Below are 22,009 nucleotides of genomic sequence, written 5' to 3' on the forward strand. Positions count from 1 at the left end.
GAACAAGGGCCGCAGCTTCCGGTGTTCACTCGCTGCTTTCCATGTGGGTCCGGTCCACCACACGCAAGGTCCGCCGCACCATGCCATCGACGATCGCCGCCGACTCGCAGGGACGCACATAGATCGCCGTGGACTTGAGCAGCCACGGCAACACCGCCTGCGCGAGCCGCTCCTCATAAGCGTGGCGCATCATGTCAAATCCCTGCAGGCCGGGGCCGGCCAGGATGACATGGTTGGGGCGCAGCACTGAAATCGTTGCGGCAACGGCCTCCGCAAGCGCGTGGCCTGCCTGCTGGAACAACTGCTCGAAGCGGGGATCGCCGCCCAGTGCTCGCTGGCGAAGCAAGTCCATCTGCGCCTCCGACGGCTGCTGCGATGCCGCAGGCGGCAGGTCGAGAAAGGTGCGGGCATCGCGATAGAGCGCATAGTCGGCGAGGTAGGCCTCGACGCAGCCGCGCTGGCCGCAGCGGCACTGCGGACCGTTCGGCGCCAATTTGATGTGGCCGATCTCGCTGCCGGCGCCCCAGCGCGCTTCGCCGTCGACGACGACGCCCATCCCGACGCCGTGGCCGACCATGATCGTGGCCGACAGGCCCTCTGCCAGTGCCGGTTCGGCGGCTGCCAGCGCCAGCGCGACTGCGACCGCGTCGTTCGCCATCACGACCTCGACCCCGAACGCCTGACGCAGCGGCTTCGCCAGATCGACATCGGTGACCGACAACGCGGGACTCCACAGATGCCGCCCGGCGTCGGCATTGACGATGCCTTGCAGCGCAATTCCGATTCCGAGCAGCCGGTGGCGCGGCGTCGCGGTCGCGTCAAGCATCGCGTCGATCTGCGTGATTACGAGATCGCACAACGCAGCTGCATCGAGAGCGCGCGTCGCCAGCGTCAGTCGCGATTGCGCCAGACCGGAGCCACTGAAGTCTGCGATCAGCGTCTCGATCAGGTTCATGCGCAGCGAAACCGCAATGATGCGGCCGAACTCCGGATTCATGGTCAGCAGCACCGCCGGCCGGCCACGGCGACGGCCATTCAGCCCGTCAGCATCCTCTTCATCGGTATCGTCGGGCCACGATGTCGCTGCCCCGGCTTCGGTCTCGGCCTCGCACAGCAGTTCTTCCGACATCAGTTTCGACGTGATCGCCGAAATGGCCGGGAAGCTCAGCCCCGTACTCCGCGCGAGCTCCACGCGCGGCAACGGCCCTTGGCGCCGCAAGACCTCGACGAGGCGGCCGCGATTTGATCCGCGGGTCACACTCGCAGCACGTCTCGTCGGTTCGGGTTCGTCATCCATGCCAGTGTTTTAATTCGATAGGTGAAGTTAATCAACGTGTGCGGTGCGGCCGTGAAGAAGTGACGCAGCGAAAGTCTGCCTGATTGTACCTCGTGCACTATTTTTGCGGGAGCGAAGGAGCAAGAACATCCTTGACCTGAGGTATTCTTCTCCATAATTTATTCGAAGCGTAAATAAAATAAGGCGCAAGAAGCGCCGCGCATGAATCCCCTCATAACGGGGGTGACATAAGGGAGAGGTGCACATGAAGGGCTCAATGAAGCTGATCGTGCCACTGCTGGCGAGCGCAGCTGTGCTCGTGACGGCCATCGGGACGGCGCAGGCTCAGCAGAAAAAGACCATCGCGCTGGTGACCAACGTCGCGGCCGATTTCTGGACCATCGCCGGTCGCGGGCTTGAGAAGGCGCAGAAAGAACACCCGGATTACAATATCGAGTTGATCGTCACCAACGAAGGGACCGCGGCGGGCCAGCGGCGGGAACTGGATGACTTGCTGGTGCGCGGCGTCGCCGGCATCTCCATCTCCGTCGACGATGCCCCACATGCAACGGAAGAACTCAACAAGGTCGCCGCCAAGACCGTGTTGATCACGACCGACAGCGACGCGCCGCAGAGCAATCGTCTTGCCTATATCGGCACCGACAATGTCGCGGCCGGGCGGCAGGCCGGCGAGGAGATCAAGAAGGCGCTGCCGAACGGCGGCAAGATCGCGCTGTTTGTCGGAACGATGGACGCTGACAATGCTCGCGAGCGGGTGCAGGGGATCAAGGACGCGATCGCCGGCACTAAGGTCGAACTGGTCGACGTGTTCACCGACCAGGTGGATTTCGCCAAGGCCAAGGCGAATATGGAGAACGTGCTCGTCAAATATCCCGACATTGCGCTGTTGTCGGGTCTGTGGAGCTACGAGACGCCGCTGATCTATGACGCGGTGAAGGCGGCCGGCAAAGCCGGCAAGGTGAAGATCGTCGGCTTCGACGAGGACCAGCGCACGCTGCGGGGCATCTCGGACGGCACCATCGAATCCACCGTCGTGCAGCAACCCTACGAGTTCGGCTATCTCTCCGCCACCAACATCATCAAGACGCTGAATGGCGACAAGTCCTGGATCCCGAAGGACAGCAAGCTGATCGTGCCGACCAAGGTGATCGACAAGACCAACGTCGCGCAGTTCACCGCATCGATGAAAGAGCTGCTGAAGAAGTAACATCAGCGGTGCTTTACCGCCTGGCGGCCACCGCCGCCGGGCGTTGTGCGGGAGGAAACGCCGAATGGCGGAGACGTTGCTGGAACTTGCCGGGATCAGCAAGACCTATCCCGGTGTCAGGGCCCTCGACGATGTCAACCTGCGCGTCGAGCGCGGCGAGGTGCTGGGACTGATCGGCGAGAACGGCGCCGGCAAATCGACCTTGATGCGCGTGCTGGCGGGCGTGATCGCGCCGAGCGCGGGCGTGATCCGCATCGGCGGCAACGATCATGCGCGCATGACGGTGAGCGAGGCGACGCGGGCCGGCATCGCCTTCGTCCACCAGGAACTGAACCTGTTCGAGAATCTCGATGTCGCGGCCAACGTATTCATCGGGCGCGAGACGCTGATCGGCGGTCCGCTGAAGCTGGTGGACAACACGAAGATGCGTGCCCGGGTGACGCCGCTGCTGGAGCGGTTGGGTGCCGATTTCATGCCGGATACGCCGGTCGACAACCTGTCGATCGCGCAGCGCCAGATGGTGGAGATCGCCAAGGCGCTCTCGATCGACGCCCGCGTCATCATCATGGACGAGCCGACCTCCAGCCTGACGATCTCCGAGACCGAACGGTTGCTGGAGGTGATTGCCGACCTGAAGGGGCATGGCATTTCGGTGATCTATATCTCCCACCGGCTTGGCGAGATCACGACTTGCGCGGACCGCGTCGTGGTGCTGCGCGACGGGCGCACGGTCGGCGAACTGGCGCGGCACGAACTCAGCCATGCCGCGATGATCCGGCTGATGATCGGTCGCGACCTGAAGGCGCTATATACGCCGCCGGGACGGCCGCCGCAGCCGGGCGGCTGCGATATCGTCGGCCTCGTCACATCAGCGTTTCCCGACCGGCAGATCAATCTTTCCGTGCGCCGTGGCGAGATCCTCGGCCTGGCAGGGCTGGTAGGTGCGGGCCGCACCTCGCTGGCCCGCGCGGCCTTCGGCATCGACCCGCTGCTTGGCGGGGAGATCAGGATCGACAACGAGCCGGTCGGTGTCGCTTCCCCGCGCGATGCGATCAGGCAAGGGATCTATCTGGTCCCGGAGGACCGCAAGAAATCCGGGCTCGTGCTGGATCTGCCGATCCGGGAGAACGTGACGCTCGCGAACCTTTTGAACTATGCGCGGATGTGGCTGGTGAGCGGCACAGCCGAACGCAAGGTCGCCAAGGAACAGATGAGACGTCTGTCCATCAAGGCGCCGAGCGCCGATATGGAGGCCGTGACGCTCTCCGGCGGTAACCAGCAGAAAGTGGTGCTGGGCAAGTGGCTTTCGATGCAGCCACGGGTAATGTTCTTCGACGAACCGACCCGTGGCATCGATGTCGGTGCCAAGAGCGAGATCTACCTGCTGATGCGCCATCTCGCCGATCAGGGCGTCGCGATCGTGATGATCTCCTCGGATATGGAGGAGGTGATCGGCGTCTCCGATCGGGTGGCGGTCATGCATGAGGGCTGTGTCAGCGGCGTGCTGCCGCGCGAGCAGCTCAGCGAATACAACGTGCTGCGGCTGGCGATCGGCCAAGCGCTGGAAACCGTGGAAGCCGCTGCGCCATGATGAAGAAGGAACTCGGCCTGCTCCTGCTCCTGGTCGTGATTTCCGCGATCACGGGCGCCATCAATCCGGCCTTTCTGTCGCTGGTGAACTTGCTGAACATGGCCAATCTGATCGGCCTGTTCGGTGTGTTCGCGCTGGGCGAGGGGCTCGTGATCATCACGGGAGGCATCGATCTCTCGCTTGGCTCGATGTTCGCGCTGCTTGGCGTGGTCTTCATCGACCTTCTCACGACTTATGAGATCTATTGGCCGCTCGCGCTGCTGCTTGTCCTGGCGGGCGGGCTGGCTCTCGGCGCGATCCAGGGTTTCCTGATCACGCGGCTGAAAATGCAGCCCTTCATCGTCACGCTGTGCGGGTTGCTGATCTATCGCGGCGCCGCCCGCTACTATACCAGCGATTCGACGCGGGGGTTCGGCTACGGTGATGAAGCCAAGACATTGAGCGACATCGCGTCCGGTAGTATCGCCGGCATTCCGAACACCTTCATCTTCCTGATCATCCTTGCGCTGATCCTGGGCGTGCTGCTGCACCGCTCGGTCTACGGGCGCTGGCTCTATGCGGTGGGCAAGAACGAGGAAGCGGCGCGCTTCTCCGGTATCAACACGGACCTCGTGATCGCGACGGCCTATATCATCAGCGGCGGGCTCGCGGGCGTCTCAACCGTGCTGTTCGTGTTCTATACGAACTCGGTGTCTCCGAGCTCGTTCGGCAATTTCTACGAACTCTACGCCATCGCAGCTGCCGTTCTGGGTGGGTGCAGCCTGCGCGGCGGTGAAGGCTCCATTCTGGGCATCGTGCTGGGAACGGCGCTGCTGCAGGTGCTGCAGAACCTCGTGAATATCCTGGGCATCCCCAATTCCCTCAACTTCGCCGTGATGGGGACGGTGATCTTGCTCGGCGTGCTGGCGGACCAGCAATTGCAGGCGCGCCGGCGCCGCCAGATGGCGCTGGCCGGGCCGGCCCGCACGACACCGAGATCGACGCTTGTGCAGGGGATGCAGAGCGCATCACCTGGCGGCGCGGCTGCGTTGCCGACGAGAACAGGTGATCAGGCATAATGGCTCTCACGTGCTGACGCGGCGGGAGTTGCCTTGGTCAAGCACAAGAAAGATGGAACATGCGGTCTGCGGCCCGCCGGAAGGCCCTATTAATGCCTCGTCCCACAGGTGCGCCGGTTCTTGTCAGCGACGAGCGGTCAGCTGCTGGCGGTAGCGCTCGGCGTCCCAATTCAGAAGAGCTTGTTCATTCTCGGCGGTGAGATAAGCGACTTCGGCGCTTAGCGGCAGGCGCGCGGTGACCAGCGCAAGGCAGCTCAGCATGGCTTCGGCGCCGGGACTGGCATCGGTGCGAATGACGGCACCCTTATCTGGTACGAGAACAGCCACGGGCGGCGGCAGTCCGTTTGCGCTGGCGCGCGCCCCCATCGCGAGAAGGTCCTCGCCTTGGCCCAGCATCGGCAGGCCAGGCCCCAGAAAGACGACGTGATCGGGATAAAGCGAGCCGCTCGTTGCAACGGCACGACTGAAGCGATCGGTGGCGATGGCATGGCAAAGCGGATCTGTCGGCAAGCGATAGTCCGTCCCTCGACATAGTTCGTGAAGCGCTTTCTCGTCCGCTGCCGGCGCAGCACGGGGCACGAGTGCAAGGCGCTCTTCGACCTCGTGAACAAGCGCTTCTGCAGCACCGCAGCTCGGTGCACCGACGACAAGGCCGTGATTGCCGAGGATCAGGACGTCGATTGTGTCCTGTGCGATGACCGCGCCGACGGCGCGGGCCAGCGGCAGTCCGGGGTGATAGTAGTCGAGGTGACGCCAAGCCAGCCCATCCAGTCGCCTGGCAAATTCCTCGGGCGCATCGGTTCGGACCGCCCATGCGATGGTGTTGACGGAATGCACGTGCAGCACCACCGGATGTGGCAGAAGCGCGTGGAGAGACGTCTCGATCGAAGCGCGCAGCGCGGTTTGGCCATGATCGGCGAGGGGGATGCGCTCATCGCCGCGTGCCAGCGCCGCCTGCGCCTGTTTGAGCAAGACCGGCACGAAGATGTCCTTGTGCTCGGCATCGGCAAGCCAGGTGCCCGAGGCTTTGACCCATAGCATATCGCCATGCTTGATCGAGGAGTTGCCGCCTGCACCCTGCACCAGGCGAATATCGCGGCCGACCCGGGCCGACATCAGGCGAAGCTCGTGGAGGTCTGCAGCGTCTTGCATCAACGTCCCTCACCAGGTCAGAGCGCCCATGATCCAATTCGGCATGCGGTCGCGCGAGCCGGCCAGCTTTCGTATCGGCTCATCGATATCGCGTGTGGCGAGGAAATCCCGGTGCACGCCCGAACTCAGGAGCAATGTCAGCATTCCGGCGGCGCGCCCTCCGGCGACATCATGGTCAAGGGAATCGCCAACCATCAGCACGCACCTTGGATCGGGGTGGCCGAGGCGCTCCAGCGCCGCCTCAAAGATCGGGGCATGCGGCTTGCCGACGAACCTCACGGCGCCGCCGAGCTGCTCATAGACGCGCGCCAGCGCGCCGGGCGCGGGGACCAGCCCGGCCTCGCCGAACATCTTGAGGTCGGGATTGGCGCAGAGCATCGGAAGCCCGCGCGCGATGGCCAAGCTGAAGCATTCGCGCCAGCGGTCGGGCTCCGCGCGCTTATCGTCGACGCCAGCAAGCAGGACGAAATCGGCTTCTCTCACATCCGCGACGATCGCTAGATTAAGCCCGTCGACAATGGACCGGTCGCTCCCTCGGGTGATGAGGAAACAGGAATGGCCAAACTCGGTGAACGGCTTGTGCGTCCGATTTCGCAGGCCCTGCCAGGTCACTTCTCCCGAGGTAAGAATGCCGTCATAGGCCGACGGCGGCAGACCGAGCCGGGCAAGCCGTTCGGCATTGCTGCGTGCGCGCTTGCCCGAATTCGAGAGCACCAGGACGTGCTTGCCGGCTTCCCTGAGCTTGGCCATGCAATCCCGCGCAGCCGGAAAGATCCTGCCGCCTTCGTGCAGCGTGCCCCATTGATCGAGCAGGACATGGTCGAACCGGTCTGCGATCGCTGAGAGCCCCGCGATTGCGAGGGTTTCGCGCGTCATGGCGGACCACCTCGCAACGCGAGAAGCGCGGCGCCATAACATGCCTCGGTCTGCTCGGCGACGCTCACGGGCACACCAAGGATCCGGCGCCGGATCTCCGTCCAGACGGCGTTCTTGGCGCCACCGCCGATGCTGATCACGCGGCGGAGCGGTGGCGCTCCGAGTTGCGCCAGCCGTCGGTAAGCGAGCGCTTCGACCGATGCGATGCCTTCGAGAAGAGCCTGGAAGAAGCGATGATCCTCGGACGGGCGCGGCGCGATCCGCGGCGCGAGAGCAGGATCGGCGATCGGGAAACGTTCGCCCGGTTTGGGAAGGGGATAGTAGTCGAGGCCTGTCGGCACATCGGGGGTGAGCAGCGGAGTCAACCGATCCATCTGTTGCGCGGTGAAATGCGCCAACAAAGCCCCGCCGCCTGAATTGGAAGCCCCACCGGCGAGCCAGCGATCGCCGAGCCGGTGCGAATAGACGCCCTGGTCCGCGGCAAAGATCGGTTGCGTTGCAAGCAGTTTGACGACCAGTGTCGTTCCGAGCGACGTCACGGCGTCCCCCGGAGCATCAGCGCGCGTCGCAATGAAGGCTGCAACGCCGTCGGTGGTGCCGGCCGCGACGTGGGCTGAACGCGCTATACCAAGCGCGGATGCAACCTCCGGATCGATCGCAGCAAAGGACGTGCCGGGCACCAGCACTTGAGGCAAAAAGCCGCGGCTGACGCCGAGCTGGTCGAGCCACGCCGGCCAGGCGCGCGCGACCGGGTCGTAACCCAGCTTCAGCGCGTTGTTTTCGTCGCTGATGCCGTGACGGCCGGCAATGCGTCCAGCAATCCAGTCTGCTTGATGCACGGCAATGCGTGCCTCCTTGGCCGGCGCGCGATCCAGCAGGAAAAGCAACTTCGCGAGCGCGCTGCTTGCGCCATGTGCTCCGCTTTCCGCTGGCGCGATCGCTGCGATGCGGGCGGCTTGGTTGATCGCGCGCGCGTCATTGTACATGAGCCCCGGCGTACAAGGCCGGCCGGTCGTGTCGATCAGCAGGAGAGTGCCGGAGGTGCCATCGACCGCGATCCGTTCGACACGCTTGAGGTCAACTGTGCGGCCGAGTCCTGAAATCGCCGAGGTCGTCGCCTGCCACCAGAGTTCCGGGTCCTGATCGATCGCGTTGCCGTCCTGGTGCGGCGGAGGGAGGTTCGCCGATTCGATCCCCTGGATTTCGCCGCGCGCGTCGATCGCGCAGGCGCGGACGCCACCCGTGCCGACGTCGATGCCGAGAAACAGACCCGTCATTGGACTCACCATCTGGCAGCCGCCTCCGAAGCGAGGCGCGGATAACGTCACAACGCGATCCGGGCTCGACTGCACCGCAGCACGTTTGGGGGATTGACGATCGTCCGCGCCTCTGCAATTTTTTGCAAGGTGTGAAGAATTTTGCAAGCGGGCTTTTCGGCGTGGGGACACCAGACAGGCTGCCGACGGTTGATGGCGAAGCTTCGCTTGCGACGCGCGCGGCGTGGCTGTACTTCGCCGCCGGGCTGACGCAGTCCGAGGTCGCCGAGCGGCTGAACATCCAAAGCACCAAGGCGCATCGGCTGATCGCGCGCGCGAGTCGCGAAGGCATGATCCGCGTCTTCGTCGAGGGGCCGGTGGCCGAATGCGTGGCGCTGGAGAACGCGCTTGCCGAACGCTATGGCCTGTCCTTTTGCCGCGTCGCACCCGACCTCGGCGAAGGCGAGTTGCCGCTGAAAGCACTCGCGCTCGAAGGCGCGAGCTTCCTGCGGCAGATCCTTGAGCGCGGCGAACACAAGATCATCGGCGTCGGGCATGGGCGCACGCTCGCGGCCGTCGTCGAGCAATTGCCGCAGACCCCCGCGCGCGATGTGCAGTTCGTGTCGTTGCTCGGTGGCCTGACGCGGAAATTCGCTGCCAATCCGTTCGACGTGATTCATCGTCTGGCCGAGCGAACCGGCGCGGAAGCCTATCTGCTGCCGGTGCCGGTGTTTGCGAATTCGGTCGCCGACCGTGCCGTGCTGATGAAGCAGTACGGCATCGCCGATGTGTTCGCGCTCGCGCGCAGGGCGTCGCTCCTGGTCGTCGGCATCGGCCAGATCCACAGCGACGGCTTTCTGGTCTCGAGCGGCATGATCAAGCCCGACGAGGTCGTGGAGTTGAAGCGGGCCGGGGCCTGCGCCGATCTGCTCGGCCATTTCTTCAATGCCAAGGGTGAGATGCTCGACATCGATCTCTCGGCGCGCGCCACCTCGATGGAGGCCGCGGATCTCAGGAAACACCGCATTGTCGCCATTGCCGGCGGGCTCGCGAAAGTGACGGCACTGCTTGCCGTGCTGCGCAGCGGCCTCCTGCATGGCCTCATCATCGACGAAGCGACCGCGCAAGCGCTCGCAAGCGAAAAGCCGGAGGCAACATCCGGCAAGACCAAGACCAAAAGTCGGAAGGGCAGGTAACGCCAACATGGGAGGCTTCAATGTACGATCGCGAGAAGAGTCTATTCGAATCCTACGCCGCCAAACGCATCAGTCGGCGTGATCTCCTCGACGGCGCCGCCAAGCTCGGCATCGCCGGTGTCGCGGCCAATGCCGCATTCGCATCAGCGATGTCGCGTGCGATGGCGGCGGACTTCAACTGGAAGGCCTATAGCGGCAAGTCCATCAAGCTGCTCTTGAACAAGCACCCTTACGTCGACGCGATGATCGCGGATCTTGACGCGTTCAAGAACCTTACCGGGATGAACGTCGCCTACGATATCTTCCCGGAAGACGTCTATTTCGACAAGGTGACGGCGGCGTTGTCGTCGAAGTCGGATCAGTACGACGCGTTCATGACCGGCGCCTACATGACCTGGACCTATGGTCCGGCGGGCTGGATCGAGGACCTCAACCCCTACATCAAGGATCCCGCGAAGACCAATCCGGCCTTCGCCTGGGACGACGTGCTGCCGAACCTCAGGGCATCGACGGCGTGGGACGGCGTTGCCGGCTCCGAGCTCGGCTCCGGCAAAGCCAAGCAATGGTGCATCCCCTGGGGTTATGAGCTCAACAACATCACCTACAATCGCAACATTTTCGACAAGGTCGGGGTGAAGCCGCCGAAGAACCTCGACGAGATGCTCGACGTCGCCGCGAAGATCACCAAGGACGCGGGCGGATCTTACGGCATCGGTGTCCGCGGTTCGCGCTCCTGGGCGACCATCCATCCGGGTTTCCTGTCGGCCTACTCGAACTTCGGCCAGAAGGATTTCGTGATGGAAGGCGGCAAGCTAAAGGCCGCGATGAACACCAAGGCCTCGAGGGAATTCCACGAGAAATGGGTCAAGATGATCCAGACCTCGGGTCCGAAGAACTGGTCGACATACACCTGGTACCAGGTCGGTACCGATCTCGGCGCCGGTGCTTCCGGCATGATCTTCGACGCCGACATCCTCGGCTATTTCATGAACGGCGGCGACAACAAGGAGAAAGGTCACCTCGGTTACGTTCCCTTCGCCGCCAATCCGGAAGCCAAGGCCCCGACACCGAACGTCTGGATCTGGTCGCTGGCTCTGTCGAGCTTCTCCAAGCAGAAGGATGCGGCGTGGCTGTTCATGCAATGGGCGGCCTCGGTCGAGCACGATCTGTTCGGCGCCCGCAAGATGGACTTCGTCAATCCAGTGCGCGCGTCGGTGTGGAAGGACCAGGAGTTCCGCGACCGGATTGCAAAATCCTATCCCGGTTATCTCGAGCAGTTCGACGTCTCGTCTCCCGGGGCGAAGATCTACTTTACCGCGCAGCCATTGTTCTTCGACCTCACGACCGAATGGGCGGCTTCGCTGCAGAAGATGGTAGCCAAGGAGGTCAGCGTCGATGAAGGGCTCGACAAGCTCGCCGACAGTATCAACCGCCAGCTGAAGCAGGCAGGTCTTGGTTGAATTCGCCTCGGTTGAAGCCTGGTGTTCCGGGCGCTGACGTTCGCATCCCATCTACGATGCTTGCGAATGTCGGCGCCAAAGCACCGCATGGCAGTCATGTTGATGCTGGCGCAAACGAATGAGCGATCTCTTATCGTCATGAGCATGGTTCAACTTCTTCAGGCCAATGCGCTACCACGCGGTGCGACAAAGCTGCGTGGCCGCATCCTGCCTTACCTGCTGAGCCTGCCGGCGCTGCTCGTCTGCATCGCCATCTTGGTGCCGTTCATCACGGCGGCAGTGTATTCGTTGCAGCGCTACCGCCTGAATTTGCCTTACCTTCGCGGCTTCATCGGGATCGACAACTATATCGACTTCCTGTCGGACCCCGCATTCTGGAACACGCTTCGAATCTCGCTCGTCTACACGGCCTCGACGGTGGTCGTTGAGCTGCTGCTCGGCCTCTGCATTGCGCTCTTGCTGCGACGGCCGACACGCTTCCACAATGCGGTCTCGATCATGCTGCTGCTGCCGCTGATGACGGCGCCGGCGATTGCCGCGCTGATGTGGAAGCTCATGACCAATCCGAGTTTCGGCATCCTGTCCTATCTCGTCAGCCTGTTCGGGGTCCATGATTTCAAGTGGGCCTCCGATCCCTCGACTGCGCTGTTCACCGTGGTGCTGGTCGACGTCTGGGTCTATACGCCGTTCATCATGATCCTGCTGCTGGCCGGATTGCGCTCGCTGCCGCGCCAGCCGTTCGAGGCCGCCGCACTCGATGGCGTGCCCGCGAGCTTCGTGTTCTTTCGGATCACGCTGCCGATGCTCGCGCCCTATATCATCACAGCCTCGCTGTTCCGGCTGCTCGATTCCATCCAGCAGTTTGACATCATCTACGCCATGACGCAGGGCGGACCCGGCGACCGGCTGATGGTGTTCCAAGTTCAGGCCTATCTCGAGTTCTTCCAGTACACCAACGTCGGACGATCGGCGGCGCTGCTGATGATCCTTTGGCTGATCACCAACATTCTGTCGAACATCTTCATCAAGAACTGGCTGCGGCTGCGGGCGCGCGCCCACGGTCACGCCTAGGCGAGGGGAGGCGGCGATGGATCACTCCAGTCTGGCGGGACGCATCTTCCGGGGCGTGGCGCTCACGGTCGTGCTCGTCTTCTTCATGTTCCCGATCGTCTGGATTCTGTTGATGTCGTTCCAGACCAACGAGCAGATTTTGCGGATTCCGCCACGTCTCTTGTTTGAGCCGACTCTCGCCAATTATGAGGCGCTGATCTCGGGCCAGCTGCATACGGCAGCTGGGAATCTCGAGATCTCCTTCATGCGTAACCTCTTCAACAGCTTCGTGCTGTCGAGTGCGGCGGTGGTCCTGGCTCTGCTGCTCGGCATTCCGGCAGCCTATTCGTTTGCGCGGTTCAAGTTTCGGCTGGGCGAGACCATTGCGTTCACGCTGTTGTCGTTCCGTTTCGCGCCGCCCTTGCTGGTGCTGCTGCCGCTGTCGCTGTACTATCAGCAACTCGGGCTCAGCGACACCTATATCGGGATCGTGTGGGTCTATCAGCTGATCGCGCTGCCGCTCATTCTGTGGATCGTGCGCGGGTATTTCGAGGATATCAGCCCGGACATCGAGCATGCTTATCGGCTCGCCGGGCATTCCTGGCGCGAAGCCTTCACGCGGATCGCGGTGCCGCTTGCCGGGCCGGGAATCGCGGCTGCGGGCTTGCTGTCCTTCATCTTCTGCTGGAACAATTTCGTGTTCGCGTTGATCCTGGCCTCCGCCGACAAGCAGCCGGTGACGGTGGGTGCGCTCGCCTTCGTCACGGCGTCAGGCATCCAATATGGCCAGATTGCTGCGGCGATCGTGCTCTCGGTGATGCCGACGCTGGTGCTTGCACTTTATGCGCAACGTTACCTCGTCGAAGGGCTGTCGCTCGGGGCGGTGAAAGGCTGAGAACGTATGGCACGGCTCGAGCTCAATTCGCTGATGAAGACATTCGGCACAGTGCGCTGCGCCGACGATGTGTCGCTCACCGTTGAGCCCGGCGAGATCGTGGCTGTCTTCGGCCCGTCCGGCAGCGGCAAGACGGTGCTGCTGCGCATGATCGCGGGGATGTTCGAGCCGGATGACGGAGACATTTTGATCGGCGGACAGTCGGTCGTCGGCGCGCCGCCCGAGCGGCGCGGCGTCGGCATGGCGTTTCAGAATTTTGCGCTGTTTCCGCATATGACCGCCCGGGACAACATCACGAGCGGGCTGCGTGCGAAGCAGGCCGATACTGACCGCGCCGCACGGGTCAAGTCGATCGCCGGCCTTCTGAAGATCGAGCATGTGCTCGGCCATATGCCGCGCGAACTGTCGAATGGGCAGAAGCAGCGCACGGCGTTGGCGCGCGCCCTGATCGGCAATCCCGAGGTTCTGCTGCTCGACGATCCCCTGCGCAACGTCGATGCCAAGCTGCGCTATGAGATGCGGCTCGAGCTGCCGAGCCTGTTGCGGCGAGGCACCGCGGCGGTCCTCTATGTGACCCAGGATTATCGCGAGGCGATGGCGATCGCCGATCGCATTGCGGTCCTCGTCAACGGGCGGCTCGAGCAGGTCGCTCGTCCGGATGAGATCTACAGCCGCCCTGCGTCGGTCGCGGTTGCCCGGCTGTTTGGCGACCCCAGCATCAATCTCGCCGAAGTGACGCCACGCGCGGAGCAGGGGGCAGGGTTCGCGGAGATTTCCGGCTCGCGCGTGCGGCTTGCCCCGTTTGAGCAGCAGCTGGACCATCACGGAGCATGCTGGCTCGGCATCCGGCCCGACGATCTCGTGATCTCAGGGGAAGGTAGCGAAGGCGGAATCCCGGCGCGGATTATCGCGGTCACGCCGATCCATGAAAGAGCCGTCGTGCTGCTCCGCTTTTCCGACGGTACCGAATGGCTGGCTGCGCAGCCGCCGGAGTCGCGGAGTCTCAGCGCCGACGAGAATGTGCTGGTCCGCTTCGCGCCGGAAGCGGCCCTGCTGTTCGACCGTGCGACCGGGCTTCGCGTCGGCCAGCCGCACCGGCGGCACGCCGCGTGAGGGAGGGAGCTTGGTGATGGGCATGCTCGAACTCGGAAATGTCGACAAATTCTATCGCAGTGCCGGTAAAGCGCCCGTTCACGCGGTGCGCGCGCTCGACATGCAGGTTGCGGAAGGCGAGATCGTCGCGCTGTTGGGATCGTCAGGTTGTGGCAAGACCTCGACGTTGCGCATGATCGCAGGGTTCGAGGACGTGAGCTCGGGGTCGATCGTGTTGGGAGGCCGGCAGATCCATCGGCTGCCGCCGGCCCAGCGCAAGGTGGCGATGGCGTTCGAGGGCTATTCGCTTTATCCGCCGCTGACAGTGCGCGAGAACATCGCGTTTGCGCTGAAAGCGCAGCAATTGCCGCGCAGCGAGGTCAACCGCCGGGTCGACACCGTCGCGCGATTGGTCGAGATCGAAGACATTTTGGACAGCTTTCCCCGCACCATCTCGGGCGGCCAGCAGCAGCGCGTCTCGCTGGCGAGGGCGCTGGTGCGCGACGCCGATCTCTATCTTCTGGACGAGCCGATGGGACAGTTGGAGCCGCAGCTCCGTGCCGTGCTGCGCGGCCGGATCAAGGGGCTGCTTGCCGAGCGCGGCATGACCGCGATCTTCGTCACCCACGACCAGACCGAGGCGAGTGCACTGGCCGACCGCATCGCGGTGATGGAAGACGGAGTCCTGCAGCAATTTGCCAGTGAGCGGGAATTGAAGGATCGCCCGGCCAATCTGTTTGTCGCGAGTTTCATCGGCGAGCCGCCCATGAACCTGCTGCAGGCGGAGGTCATGCGCAGCGACGGTGGTTTCGGCCTGTCGGTTGCTCCGGATCTTGTTTTCCAGATCCAGGGCGCCACGCTAAACGATACCGCACAGAAGGTGTTGGCGGGGAGTGCGCGCCTGACGGTCGGAATCCGGCCGCATAAGATCGCGGTGGGAAGGGGAGACGTGCGCCTGCGTGTTGTCTCCAATCAATGGCTGGGAGACCAATCCCACGTCGCAGGCGACTGTGCCGGCAAGCTCCTGATTGCGGTCACGTCGAACCGGATTGCGGCGCGGCCGGGTGATGTGGTCCCGTTCGCGATGGAGTCGCGGCATCTTCATATCTTCGCCGCCGACGGCGCCTGCATTCATCATGCGGAGGCCGCCTGACCATGCAGAGCCGCGACGTCATTATCGGCATCGATGCCGGCACCTCCCTGATCAAGGCTGTGGCGTTCACCGCGAGCGGCCGGCAACTTGCCGATGTCTCGCTGCCGAATGCCTATGACGCGGCTGGCGCAGGGCACGTCGAGCAAGACATGACGCGGACCTGGACTGATACTGTCGCGGCGCTTCGCGGTCTGAGCGCGGCCGTTCCCGATCTTGCAGCGCGTGTTGCGGCGATCGCGGTGACGGGCCAGGGCGACGGCACATGGTTGATCGACGACAACGGCCAGCCGGTCGCGCCGGCGCTGTTGTGGCTCGACTCTCGCGCCGGTGCCATCGTGGAGGAGATCCGCGCGAGCGATCGCAATGCTGCGCTCCATCGGCGGACCGGCTCCGGATTGAATGCCTGCCAGCAAGGACCGCAATTGGCCTGGCTGCAGGCGCACGCACCAGAGATCATCTCACGCGCCGCGACCGCATTCCACTGCAAGGACTGGCTTTACTTCCTGCTGACCGGCGAACGCGCAACCGATCCCTCGGAAGCGAGCTTTTCGTGCGGCAACTTCCGCACGCGCGGCTTTGATGCGGAGACTGCGCGGCTGATCGGCATCTCTGACCTCGTGCGGCTGTTTCCCCAGGTCGTCGACGGCGTGACCGCCACGCACCCGCTCAATGCGGCCGCGGCTGCCGAAATCGGCCTGCCGGAGGGCGTCCCGGTCGTGCTCGGCTACGTCGACGTGATCTGCACGGCGCTCGGTGCCGGCCTGTATGATCGAGCCCTTAACGTCGGCTGTACGATCATCGGTTCGACCGGGATGCATATGCGGCTCGCGCGAAGCGCTGGCGACGTGACGCTCACCGACGAGGCAACGGGTTATACGATGCCATTCCCGGTGCCCGGCCATTATGCCCAGATGCAATCGAATATGGCCGCCACGCTCAATATCGACTGGCTGCTTGATCTCGCACGAGACTTGCTGGCCTCCGCAGGCGTGACGCGCTCGCGCGCCGACCTGATCCGGGGGCTGGACGAAAACGTGTTGCAGGCCAAACCATGCGAGCTGCTATTTCATCCGTTCATTTCCGATGCCGGTGAGCGCGGTCCCTTCGTTGCCCATGAGGCCTGCGCGCAATTTCTGGGGCTACGCTCGCGCCACGGCTATTGGGATCTGATGCGGGCGGTGATGGAGGGACTCGCATTTGCGGCGCGCGATTGTTATGCCGCGATGGGCTCGCTGCCTGGCGAGGTGCGGATGACAGGCGGCGCTGCGCGGAGCCGCGCACTTGGCGCCATTCTGGGCGCCACGCTCGAAAGCGATATCAGCGTTTGCAGCCGCGGCGAGGCCGGCGCTGCCGGAGCAGCGATGATGGCTGGCGTCGCGACCGGCCTCTATCCGGACATGGCGGCCTGCGCGGAGGATTGGGTGAGGCCCTATTTGAACACGCCGCAAGCGCCGGACAGCGCGCTGGCTTCGCGTTACAGGCAGATGTTCCCCGCCTATGTCAACGCCAGACTCGCCGCGCGTCCGGTCTGGAAGGAGCTCGCAGCGCTGCGCGCGGGAGCCACTCATGTCTAGCTCGATCAAGTCTAGCTCCATCGCCATCGTGGGTGACCGCTTCATGCTGCCGTCGGTGTTCGCCGAACGGATCACGGCGGCCTGCGGCAACGACGTCGAGATCCGCATGCTGGAGCAACCGTGGCCGGATGAGCCGATGGAGCACGGCTACGCCGGCTCGAAGCTCGACGGGCTGAAGGAGTTCATGGGCGATCCCGACGAGGTCGTCGATTTCATCGGCGACGCATCGCTGCTCGTGACACATTTGGCGCCGATCTCGCGGTCGATGCTGCAGCGGCTTCCTCAGCTAAAGTTCATTGCGGTCTCGCGCGGCGGTCCGGTCAATATCGACATGCAGGCCGCGCGCGAGCACCAGGTGCTCGTCGTCAATACGCCGGGGCGCAATGCCAGCGCCGTGGCCGAATTCACGATCGGTGCTATTCTCGCCGAAACGCGCCTCATTCGCAGCGGACATGAATCCTTGCGCGGCGGCGGATGGCGCGGCGATCTCTATCGCGCCGATCGCACGGGACGCGAGCTCAGCGAGATGGTCGTCGGCATCGTCGGCTATGGCGCGATCGGCACGCGGGTCGTGAAGCTGCTCAAGGCGTTCGGCTGCAAGATCCTGGTGACCGATCCCTATGTTCAGCTCAGCGCTCAGGATCGCAATGACGGGGTCGAACATGTCGCCTTGCCGGAGCTGCTGGCGCGTGCCGACGTGATCAGTCTGCACGCCAGGGTCACGCCCGAGACGACGGGCTTTATCGATCGCGAAGCGCTCGCACGGATCAAGCCAGGCGCGGTCTTGATCAACACCGCCCGGGGACCGCTGGTCGACTACAATGCGCTCTACGAGGCGTTGTCCTCGGGGCGAGTTGGCGGGGCCATGCTCGACACGTTTGCAGTCGAGCCGGTACCGCAGGATTGGCCGCTGTTGCAACTGCCGAACGTCACGCTGACGCCGCACATCGCCGGTGCCTCCGTGCGCACAGTCACCTTCGCCGCTGATCAGGCGGCGGAAGAGGTTCGCCGCTTTCTTGCCGGCGAGCCGCCACTCAATCCGTGTTGAAGACGAAAGGTATCTCAGATGACCCGTGAAGAACGACAATTGCGCGAAGCCATCATCGCCAAATGTCGATGGATGAACGCCTCGGGTCTGAACCAGGGCACGTCCGGCAACATCTCCGCGCGCTACAAGGATCGGATGCTGATCACGCCATCGGCAACGCCGTACGATTCGATGAGACCGGAGATGATCGCGTCGATGCCGATCGAAGGCGAGTACGGCTCGTGGGATGGGCCGCTGCAGCCCTCCACGGAATGGCGCTTTCATCTCGACATCATGCGCGGACGACCGGATGTCGGCAGTGTCGTCCACACCCATTCAACCTACGCCACCGTGCTCGCGATCGCCCGCAAGCCGATTCCGGCCTGCCACTACATGATGGCGGCGTTCGGCGGTGACGAGATCCGCTGCGCGGGCTATGCACGTTATGGCACGGCGGAACTGTCCGAGCTGGCGCTGAAGGCGCTGGAAGGCCGCAATGGCTGCCTGCTCGCCAACCACGGCATGATCGCGGTCGGCGCCAATCTGGACAAGGCCATGTGGCTCGCGGTCGAATTGGAGACGATTGCACGGCAATACTACCTCTCGCTCGCGCTCGGCACGCCGCATATCCTCAGCGCCGAGGAAATTGCGGAAACGGCCAAGGGGTTCTCGACCTACGGCCTGCAGGCACCGAAACCGAAGCCGGCGAAAGCGCGCGTGACGGCCGCCGCGGCCCGGAAGCGGCCTGAGAAGAAGCGCAGCAGAACGCGATGACAGGGACTGCGCCGGACGCGGGCAGGGATCACGGTCTGGTCGATATCGCCATCATCGGCGGCGGCATCAACGGAGCCGGCATAGCCCGCGATGCCGCAGGCCGCGGCCTCAAGGTGTTGCTCTGCGAGAAGGACGACTTTGCTGAGGGCACCTCGTCGCGCTCGGGAAAGCTCGTTCACGGCGGACTGCGCTATCTCGAATATTATGAATTCCGCCTAGTCCGTGAGGCTCTGATCGAGCGCGAGATCCTGCTGGCCTCGGCGCCCCACATCATCTGGCCGATGCGCTTCGTGCTGCCGCATTCGCCGGAGCAGCGGCCCGCCTGGCTGATTCGGACGGGCCTGTTTCTCTACGACCATCTAGGCGGCCGCAAGCAGCTGCCGGCAAGCCGCGGGCTCGATCTGGCGCATGCGCCTGAAGGCACGCCCCTCCGCACTGAGTTTCGCCGCGGCTTCGAATATTCCGACTGTTGGGTCGACGATGCCCGGCTCGTCATTCTCAACCTGATCGATGCGTCGCGCAACGGCGCCAAGGTCCTGCCCCGCACGCGCGTTGTGAGCGCGCGGAGGGAGGGCGAGGTCTGGGTCCTCCAGCTGCAGGGCGAGGACGGCGGGGCGCAGGTCGTGCGGTCGCGCGCGCTGGTGAATGCCGCAGGGCCGTGGGTTCAGGATGTTCTGCGCGGCGTAGCGGGAACGAACTCTGCCCACAATGTGCGGCTTGTGAAGGGCAGCCACATCGTGGTGCCGAAATTCTGGCGTGGATCGCAGGCCTATCTGCTGCAGAACACGGATCATCGCGTCATCTTCGTCAATCCCTATGAGGATGACCTCGCACTGGTTGGGACCACCGATATCGCCTATGGGGGTCGCGCTGAGGACGTCGCGATCGATCAGGCCGAAATCTCGTACCTGCTGCAAGTCCTGCAGCGCTATTTTCGGGCGCCGCCACAGCCGCACGAGATCGTGCACGCATTCTCCGGCGTCCGTCCGCTCTACGATGACAACGCCGAGAATCCGTCCGCGGTGACGCGGGATTACGTGTTCGAGATTCACGGCGCCCAGGATACGCCGCCACTGCTCTCCATTTTTGGCGGCAAGATCACGACCTATCGACGGTTGGCGGAACAGGCGCTGCAGCGACTGCAGCCGTGGTTTCTGAAGATGTCGCCGGGCTGGACCGCTGGGCAGCCGCTGCCGGGCGGCGATATCGGCGACAGCTTCGATGGCTTCACGGCACAGCTGGCGCGCGAGTATCCCGATCTACCTCGCACGCTGATCCATCACTACGCCCGTCGCTACGGGACGCGGGCGCGGCAGCTTCTTGGGGCCGCGCGCAGGCTTCCCGACCTCGGCCGCCATTTTGGCGGTGATTTCTATGAATGCGAGGCGGTGTTTCTGCATGAGACGGAATGGGCGAGCAGGGCCGCGGATTATCTGGAGCGGCGGACCAAGCACGGCCTGCATCTGACACCCGCGCAGCGGGAGGCATTTGCGCGCTCTATCTGATGCCGGATGGTGTCTGCCGTACTCGCCCCGTCGTCGATGTGCATTCGTTCATGAGGAGGGAGGCTGAGTGCGGCTGCTCGGCGTCATCCGGCTAAAGCACCTCGGCCAGCGATTGTCCGTGCAGTTCGATGTCCAGTCCCTGCATGCCGAGATCGTTGATCTCCCCTCCCATCGCCTTGAGGCTTTCCTCGCGGATCAGCGACATCAGCCCGCGCCGCAATGCTAGGAATTCCGAGGACATCATCATCGCCTGCTGTCGGGGGCGCTCCAGCGGAATTGCAATTTCGGCTTTGATCGAGCCGGGACGCGCGGTCATGCAGTAGACGCGGTCGGACAAGAAGATCGCCTCATCGATATCGTGGGTGACGAACAGAACCGAGATCTTCAGCCGTTGCCACATATTGGTGAGGATCTGCTGCATGATGACGCGCGTTTGCGCGTCCAGTGCGCCGAAGGGTTCATCCAGCAGCAGCACTTTCGGTCCGGTGGCGAGCGCCCGCACGATGCCCACGCGCTGCTTCATGCCGCCGGAGAGTTTTTCGGGATAGTGCTTCTCGAACGCTTCGAGACCGGCAAGGCCGAGCAGGGTGCGGGCGGCGCGTTCGCGCTGCGAGCGCGGCATGCCGCGCATCTTCAAGCCGAATTCGACGTTCTCTCGCACAGTCTTCCAGGGAAACAGCGAATATTGCTGGAACACCATGCCGCGCTCGGCGCTCGGTCGGCTCACGGCCTCACCGTCAACGGTGACGACGCCGGTCGTCGGTTTCAGGAATCCGGCGACCGCGTTGAGCAGCGTCGACTTGCCGCAGCCGGAGGGCCCCACGATCGAGACGAACTCGCCCGGCTCGACATGGATGTGGGTATTGGTGACGGCCTCGACGGGTCCTTCGATCGTCTCGTATCTCAGCGAGAAATCTCTGACCTCGATATGCCCCCGGGGCGGGTTGGCCAGGCTCTCGTTCATTGCGTCCTCCACGGCATCACCAGATGTCCGGCGCCGCGGATCAAGAGGCTCGACCCCAACCCGAGCACGCCGATTGCGATCATGCCGAGCGCAATGTCGGCGTACTGAACCAGTGAATAGGCTTCCCAGGTGAAATAGCCGATGCCGTATTGACCCGAGATCATCTCGGCTGCGATCAGCGACACCCAGGCGACGCCCATGCCGACGGTGAGGCCGGTGAAGATGTGCGGCAGCGAGGCCGGAAAGTAGACCTCGCGGAAGATCGATCGCTCCCGCGCGCCAAGGCATTGCGCCGCCCGCACCAGCACCGGATCGACCAGGGACATGCCGTGCAGCGTGTTGACCAGGATCGGGAAGAACGAGCCGAGGAAGGTGATGAAGACAATGCTCTGCTCGTTGGTCGGCCACAGCATGATCGCCATCGGCACCCAGGCGATCGCTGGAATCGGCCGCAGCACCTCGGCCACCGGGAAGACGATCTCGTGGATCAGCTTGAACCGGCCCATGATCAATCCGAGCGGCACACCGATCAGGGCTGCCAGCGAGAAGCCGATGAAAATGCGCCGGCAGCTCAGCACGACATGCAGCAGAAATTTCGGATCATGGATCGCCCTGGTGAAGCTTGCATAGACCTCCAGCGGCGCGGGCACGTTGGTGAAGCGGACGAAGAACACGACCCGGTAGGTCGTGAGCAGGTGCCAGACGATTAGGAAGGCGACCAGGGAGACCACGCCCATGGCGGTTGCGCGCAGCCTATCCTGGTTGAGCCGGAACCAGCGCACCGCCAGCTCGCCAAATGAGCGCGGCCTCGGTGGCGGGGCTTCGCTCGACGCCTCGCCTCGCTCGGCGATCGCAGGCGCAGCCGGCATGTGGTCCTCCCGA

19 protein-coding genes are annotated in these 22,009 nt (G+C 63.8%); 13 read left to right on the forward strand and 6 right to left on the reverse strand.

Annotated features, from left to right (window positions below; genetic code table 11):
• Positions 1-25 precede the first annotated feature (25 nt).
• Entirely contained in the window at positions 26-1,297 is a 1,272-nt protein-coding gene (locus QX071_RS13510) for an ROK family protein (protein WP_315703209.1), read from the reverse strand.
• Between the two features lie 244 nt (positions 1,298-1,541).
• Here QX071_RS13510 and QX071_RS13515 point away from each other — a divergent pair, with 244 nt between their 5' ends.
• The 3 genes from QX071_RS13515 (at position 1,542) to QX071_RS13525 (ending at position 5,153) form a co-directional block, all read left to right on the forward strand.
• Positions 1,542-2,504, forward strand: coding sequence for a sugar-binding protein (locus QX071_RS13515; protein ID WP_315703210.1), 963 nt, complete (start codon positions 1,542-1,544; stop codon positions 2,502-2,504).
• Between the two features lie 64 nt (positions 2,505-2,568).
• A complete protein-coding gene (locus QX071_RS13520; RefSeq protein WP_315703211.1) occupies positions 2,569-4,095 on the forward strand; it encodes a sugar ABC transporter ATP-binding protein in 1,527 nt (508 codons plus the stop codon).
• The gene (locus tag QX071_RS13525) at positions 4,092-5,153 is read left to right on the forward strand and encodes an ABC transporter permease (protein ID WP_315703212.1); all 1,062 of its coding nucleotides are present in this window, start codon (positions 4,092-4,094) and stop codon (positions 5,151-5,153) included. Before QX071_RS13520 ends, QX071_RS13525 begins: the two co-directional genes overlap by 4 nt.
• A gap of 123 nt (positions 5,154-5,276) precedes the next feature.
• Here QX071_RS13525 and QX071_RS13530 read toward each other — a convergent pair whose 3' ends face one another.
• From QX071_RS13530 to QX071_RS13540, 3 genes are read right to left on the reverse strand one after another with little or no spacing between them, the layout of a single operon-like run.
• Entirely contained in the window at positions 5,277-6,305 is a 1,029-nt protein-coding gene (locus tag QX071_RS13530; protein WP_315703213.1) for a class II aldolase/adducin family protein, read from the reverse strand.
• A gap of 9 nt (positions 6,306-6,314) precedes the next feature.
• Positions 6,315-7,181 (reverse strand): TIGR01459 family HAD-type hydrolase, encoded by an 867-nt coding sequence (locus tag QX071_RS13535; protein WP_315703214.1) that lies wholly within the window; start codon positions 7,179-7,181, stop codon positions 6,315-6,317.
• A complete protein-coding gene (locus QX071_RS13540; RefSeq protein ID WP_315703215.1) occupies positions 7,178-8,458 on the reverse strand; it encodes an FGGY-family carbohydrate kinase in 1,281 nt (426 codons plus the stop codon). The genes QX071_RS13535 and QX071_RS13540 overlap by 4 nt, the downstream gene beginning before the upstream one ends.
• Positions 8,459-8,619: 161 nt before the next feature.
• Between QX071_RS13540 and QX071_RS13545 the strand changes: the two genes are divergently transcribed.
• The 10 genes from QX071_RS13545 to QX071_RS13590 all read left to right on the forward strand — a co-directional run bounded on the left by QX071_RS13545 (position 8,620) and on the right by QX071_RS13590 (position 20,163).
• Positions 8,620-9,633 carry a sugar-binding transcriptional regulator gene (locus QX071_RS13545; RefSeq protein WP_315703216.1) on the forward strand — a complete coding sequence of 338 codons (1,014 nt, stop codon included), beginning with the start codon at positions 8,620-8,622 and terminating at the stop codon, positions 9,631-9,633.
• 20 nt (positions 9,634-9,653) lie between these two features.
• Positions 9,654-11,093, forward strand: coding sequence for an extracellular solute-binding protein (locus tag QX071_RS13550; protein WP_315703217.1), 1,440 nt, complete (start codon positions 9,654-9,656; stop codon positions 11,091-11,093).
• 144 nt (positions 11,094-11,237) lie between these two features.
• Positions 11,238-12,164: a carbohydrate ABC transporter permease gene (locus QX071_RS13555; protein ID WP_409977517.1), complete on the forward strand. Its 927-nt coding sequence runs from the start codon at positions 11,238-11,240 to the stop codon at positions 12,162-12,164.
• A gap of 16 nt (positions 12,165-12,180) precedes the next feature.
• A complete protein-coding gene (locus QX071_RS13560; protein ID WP_315703219.1) occupies positions 12,181-13,038 on the forward strand; it encodes a carbohydrate ABC transporter permease in 858 nt (285 codons plus the stop codon).
• Between the two features lie 6 nt (positions 13,039-13,044).
• Positions 13,045-14,151 carry an ABC transporter ATP-binding protein gene (locus QX071_RS13565; RefSeq protein WP_315703220.1) on the forward strand — a complete coding sequence of 369 codons (1,107 nt, stop codon included), beginning with the start codon at positions 13,045-13,047 and terminating at the stop codon, positions 14,149-14,151.
• Positions 14,152-14,173: 22 nt separating this feature from the next.
• Positions 14,174-15,283 (forward strand): ABC transporter ATP-binding protein, encoded by a 1,110-nt coding sequence (locus QX071_RS13570; protein WP_315704251.1) that lies wholly within the window; start codon positions 14,174-14,176, stop codon positions 15,281-15,283.
• A gap of 2 nt (positions 15,284-15,285) precedes the next feature.
• Complete coding sequence (locus tag QX071_RS13575) at positions 15,286-16,857, forward strand: FGGY-family carbohydrate kinase (RefSeq protein WP_315703221.1); 1,572 nt, start codon at positions 15,286-15,288, stop codon at positions 16,855-16,857.
• The gene (locus tag QX071_RS13580) at positions 16,850-17,905 is read left to right on the forward strand and encodes a 2-hydroxyacid dehydrogenase (protein ID WP_315703222.1); all 1,056 of its coding nucleotides are present in this window, start codon (positions 16,850-16,852) and stop codon (positions 17,903-17,905) included. The genes QX071_RS13575 and QX071_RS13580 overlap by 8 nt, the downstream gene beginning before the upstream one ends.
• An 18-nt stretch (positions 17,906-17,923) precedes the next feature.
• Positions 17,924-18,658 (forward strand): class II aldolase/adducin family protein, encoded by a 735-nt coding sequence (locus QX071_RS13585; protein ID WP_315703223.1) that lies wholly within the window; start codon positions 17,924-17,926, stop codon positions 18,656-18,658.
• Positions 18,655-20,163 carry a glycerol-3-phosphate dehydrogenase gene (locus QX071_RS13590; RefSeq protein ID WP_315703224.1) on the forward strand — a complete coding sequence of 503 codons (1,509 nt, stop codon included), beginning with the start codon at positions 18,655-18,657 and terminating at the stop codon, positions 20,161-20,163. The genes QX071_RS13585 and QX071_RS13590 overlap by 4 nt, the downstream gene beginning before the upstream one ends.
• Before the next feature lie 91 nt (positions 20,164-20,254).
• Here QX071_RS13590 and QX071_RS13595 read toward each other — a convergent pair whose 3' ends face one another.
• Positions 20,255-21,127 (reverse strand): ABC transporter ATP-binding protein, encoded by an 873-nt coding sequence (locus QX071_RS13595; protein ID WP_315703225.1) that lies wholly within the window; start codon positions 21,125-21,127, stop codon positions 20,255-20,257.
• Positions 21,124-21,996: an ABC transporter permease gene (locus QX071_RS13600; protein ID WP_409977516.1), complete on the reverse strand. Its 873-nt coding sequence runs from the start codon at positions 21,994-21,996 to the stop codon at positions 21,124-21,126. The genes QX071_RS13595 and QX071_RS13600 overlap by 4 nt, the downstream gene beginning before the upstream one ends.
• Positions 21,997-22,009 lie beyond the last annotated feature (13 nt).

This window comes from Bradyrhizobium sp. SZCCHNS1022, from assembly GCF_032484835.1.
GTDB lineage: Bacteria > Pseudomonadota > Alphaproteobacteria > Rhizobiales > Xanthobacteraceae > Bradyrhizobium.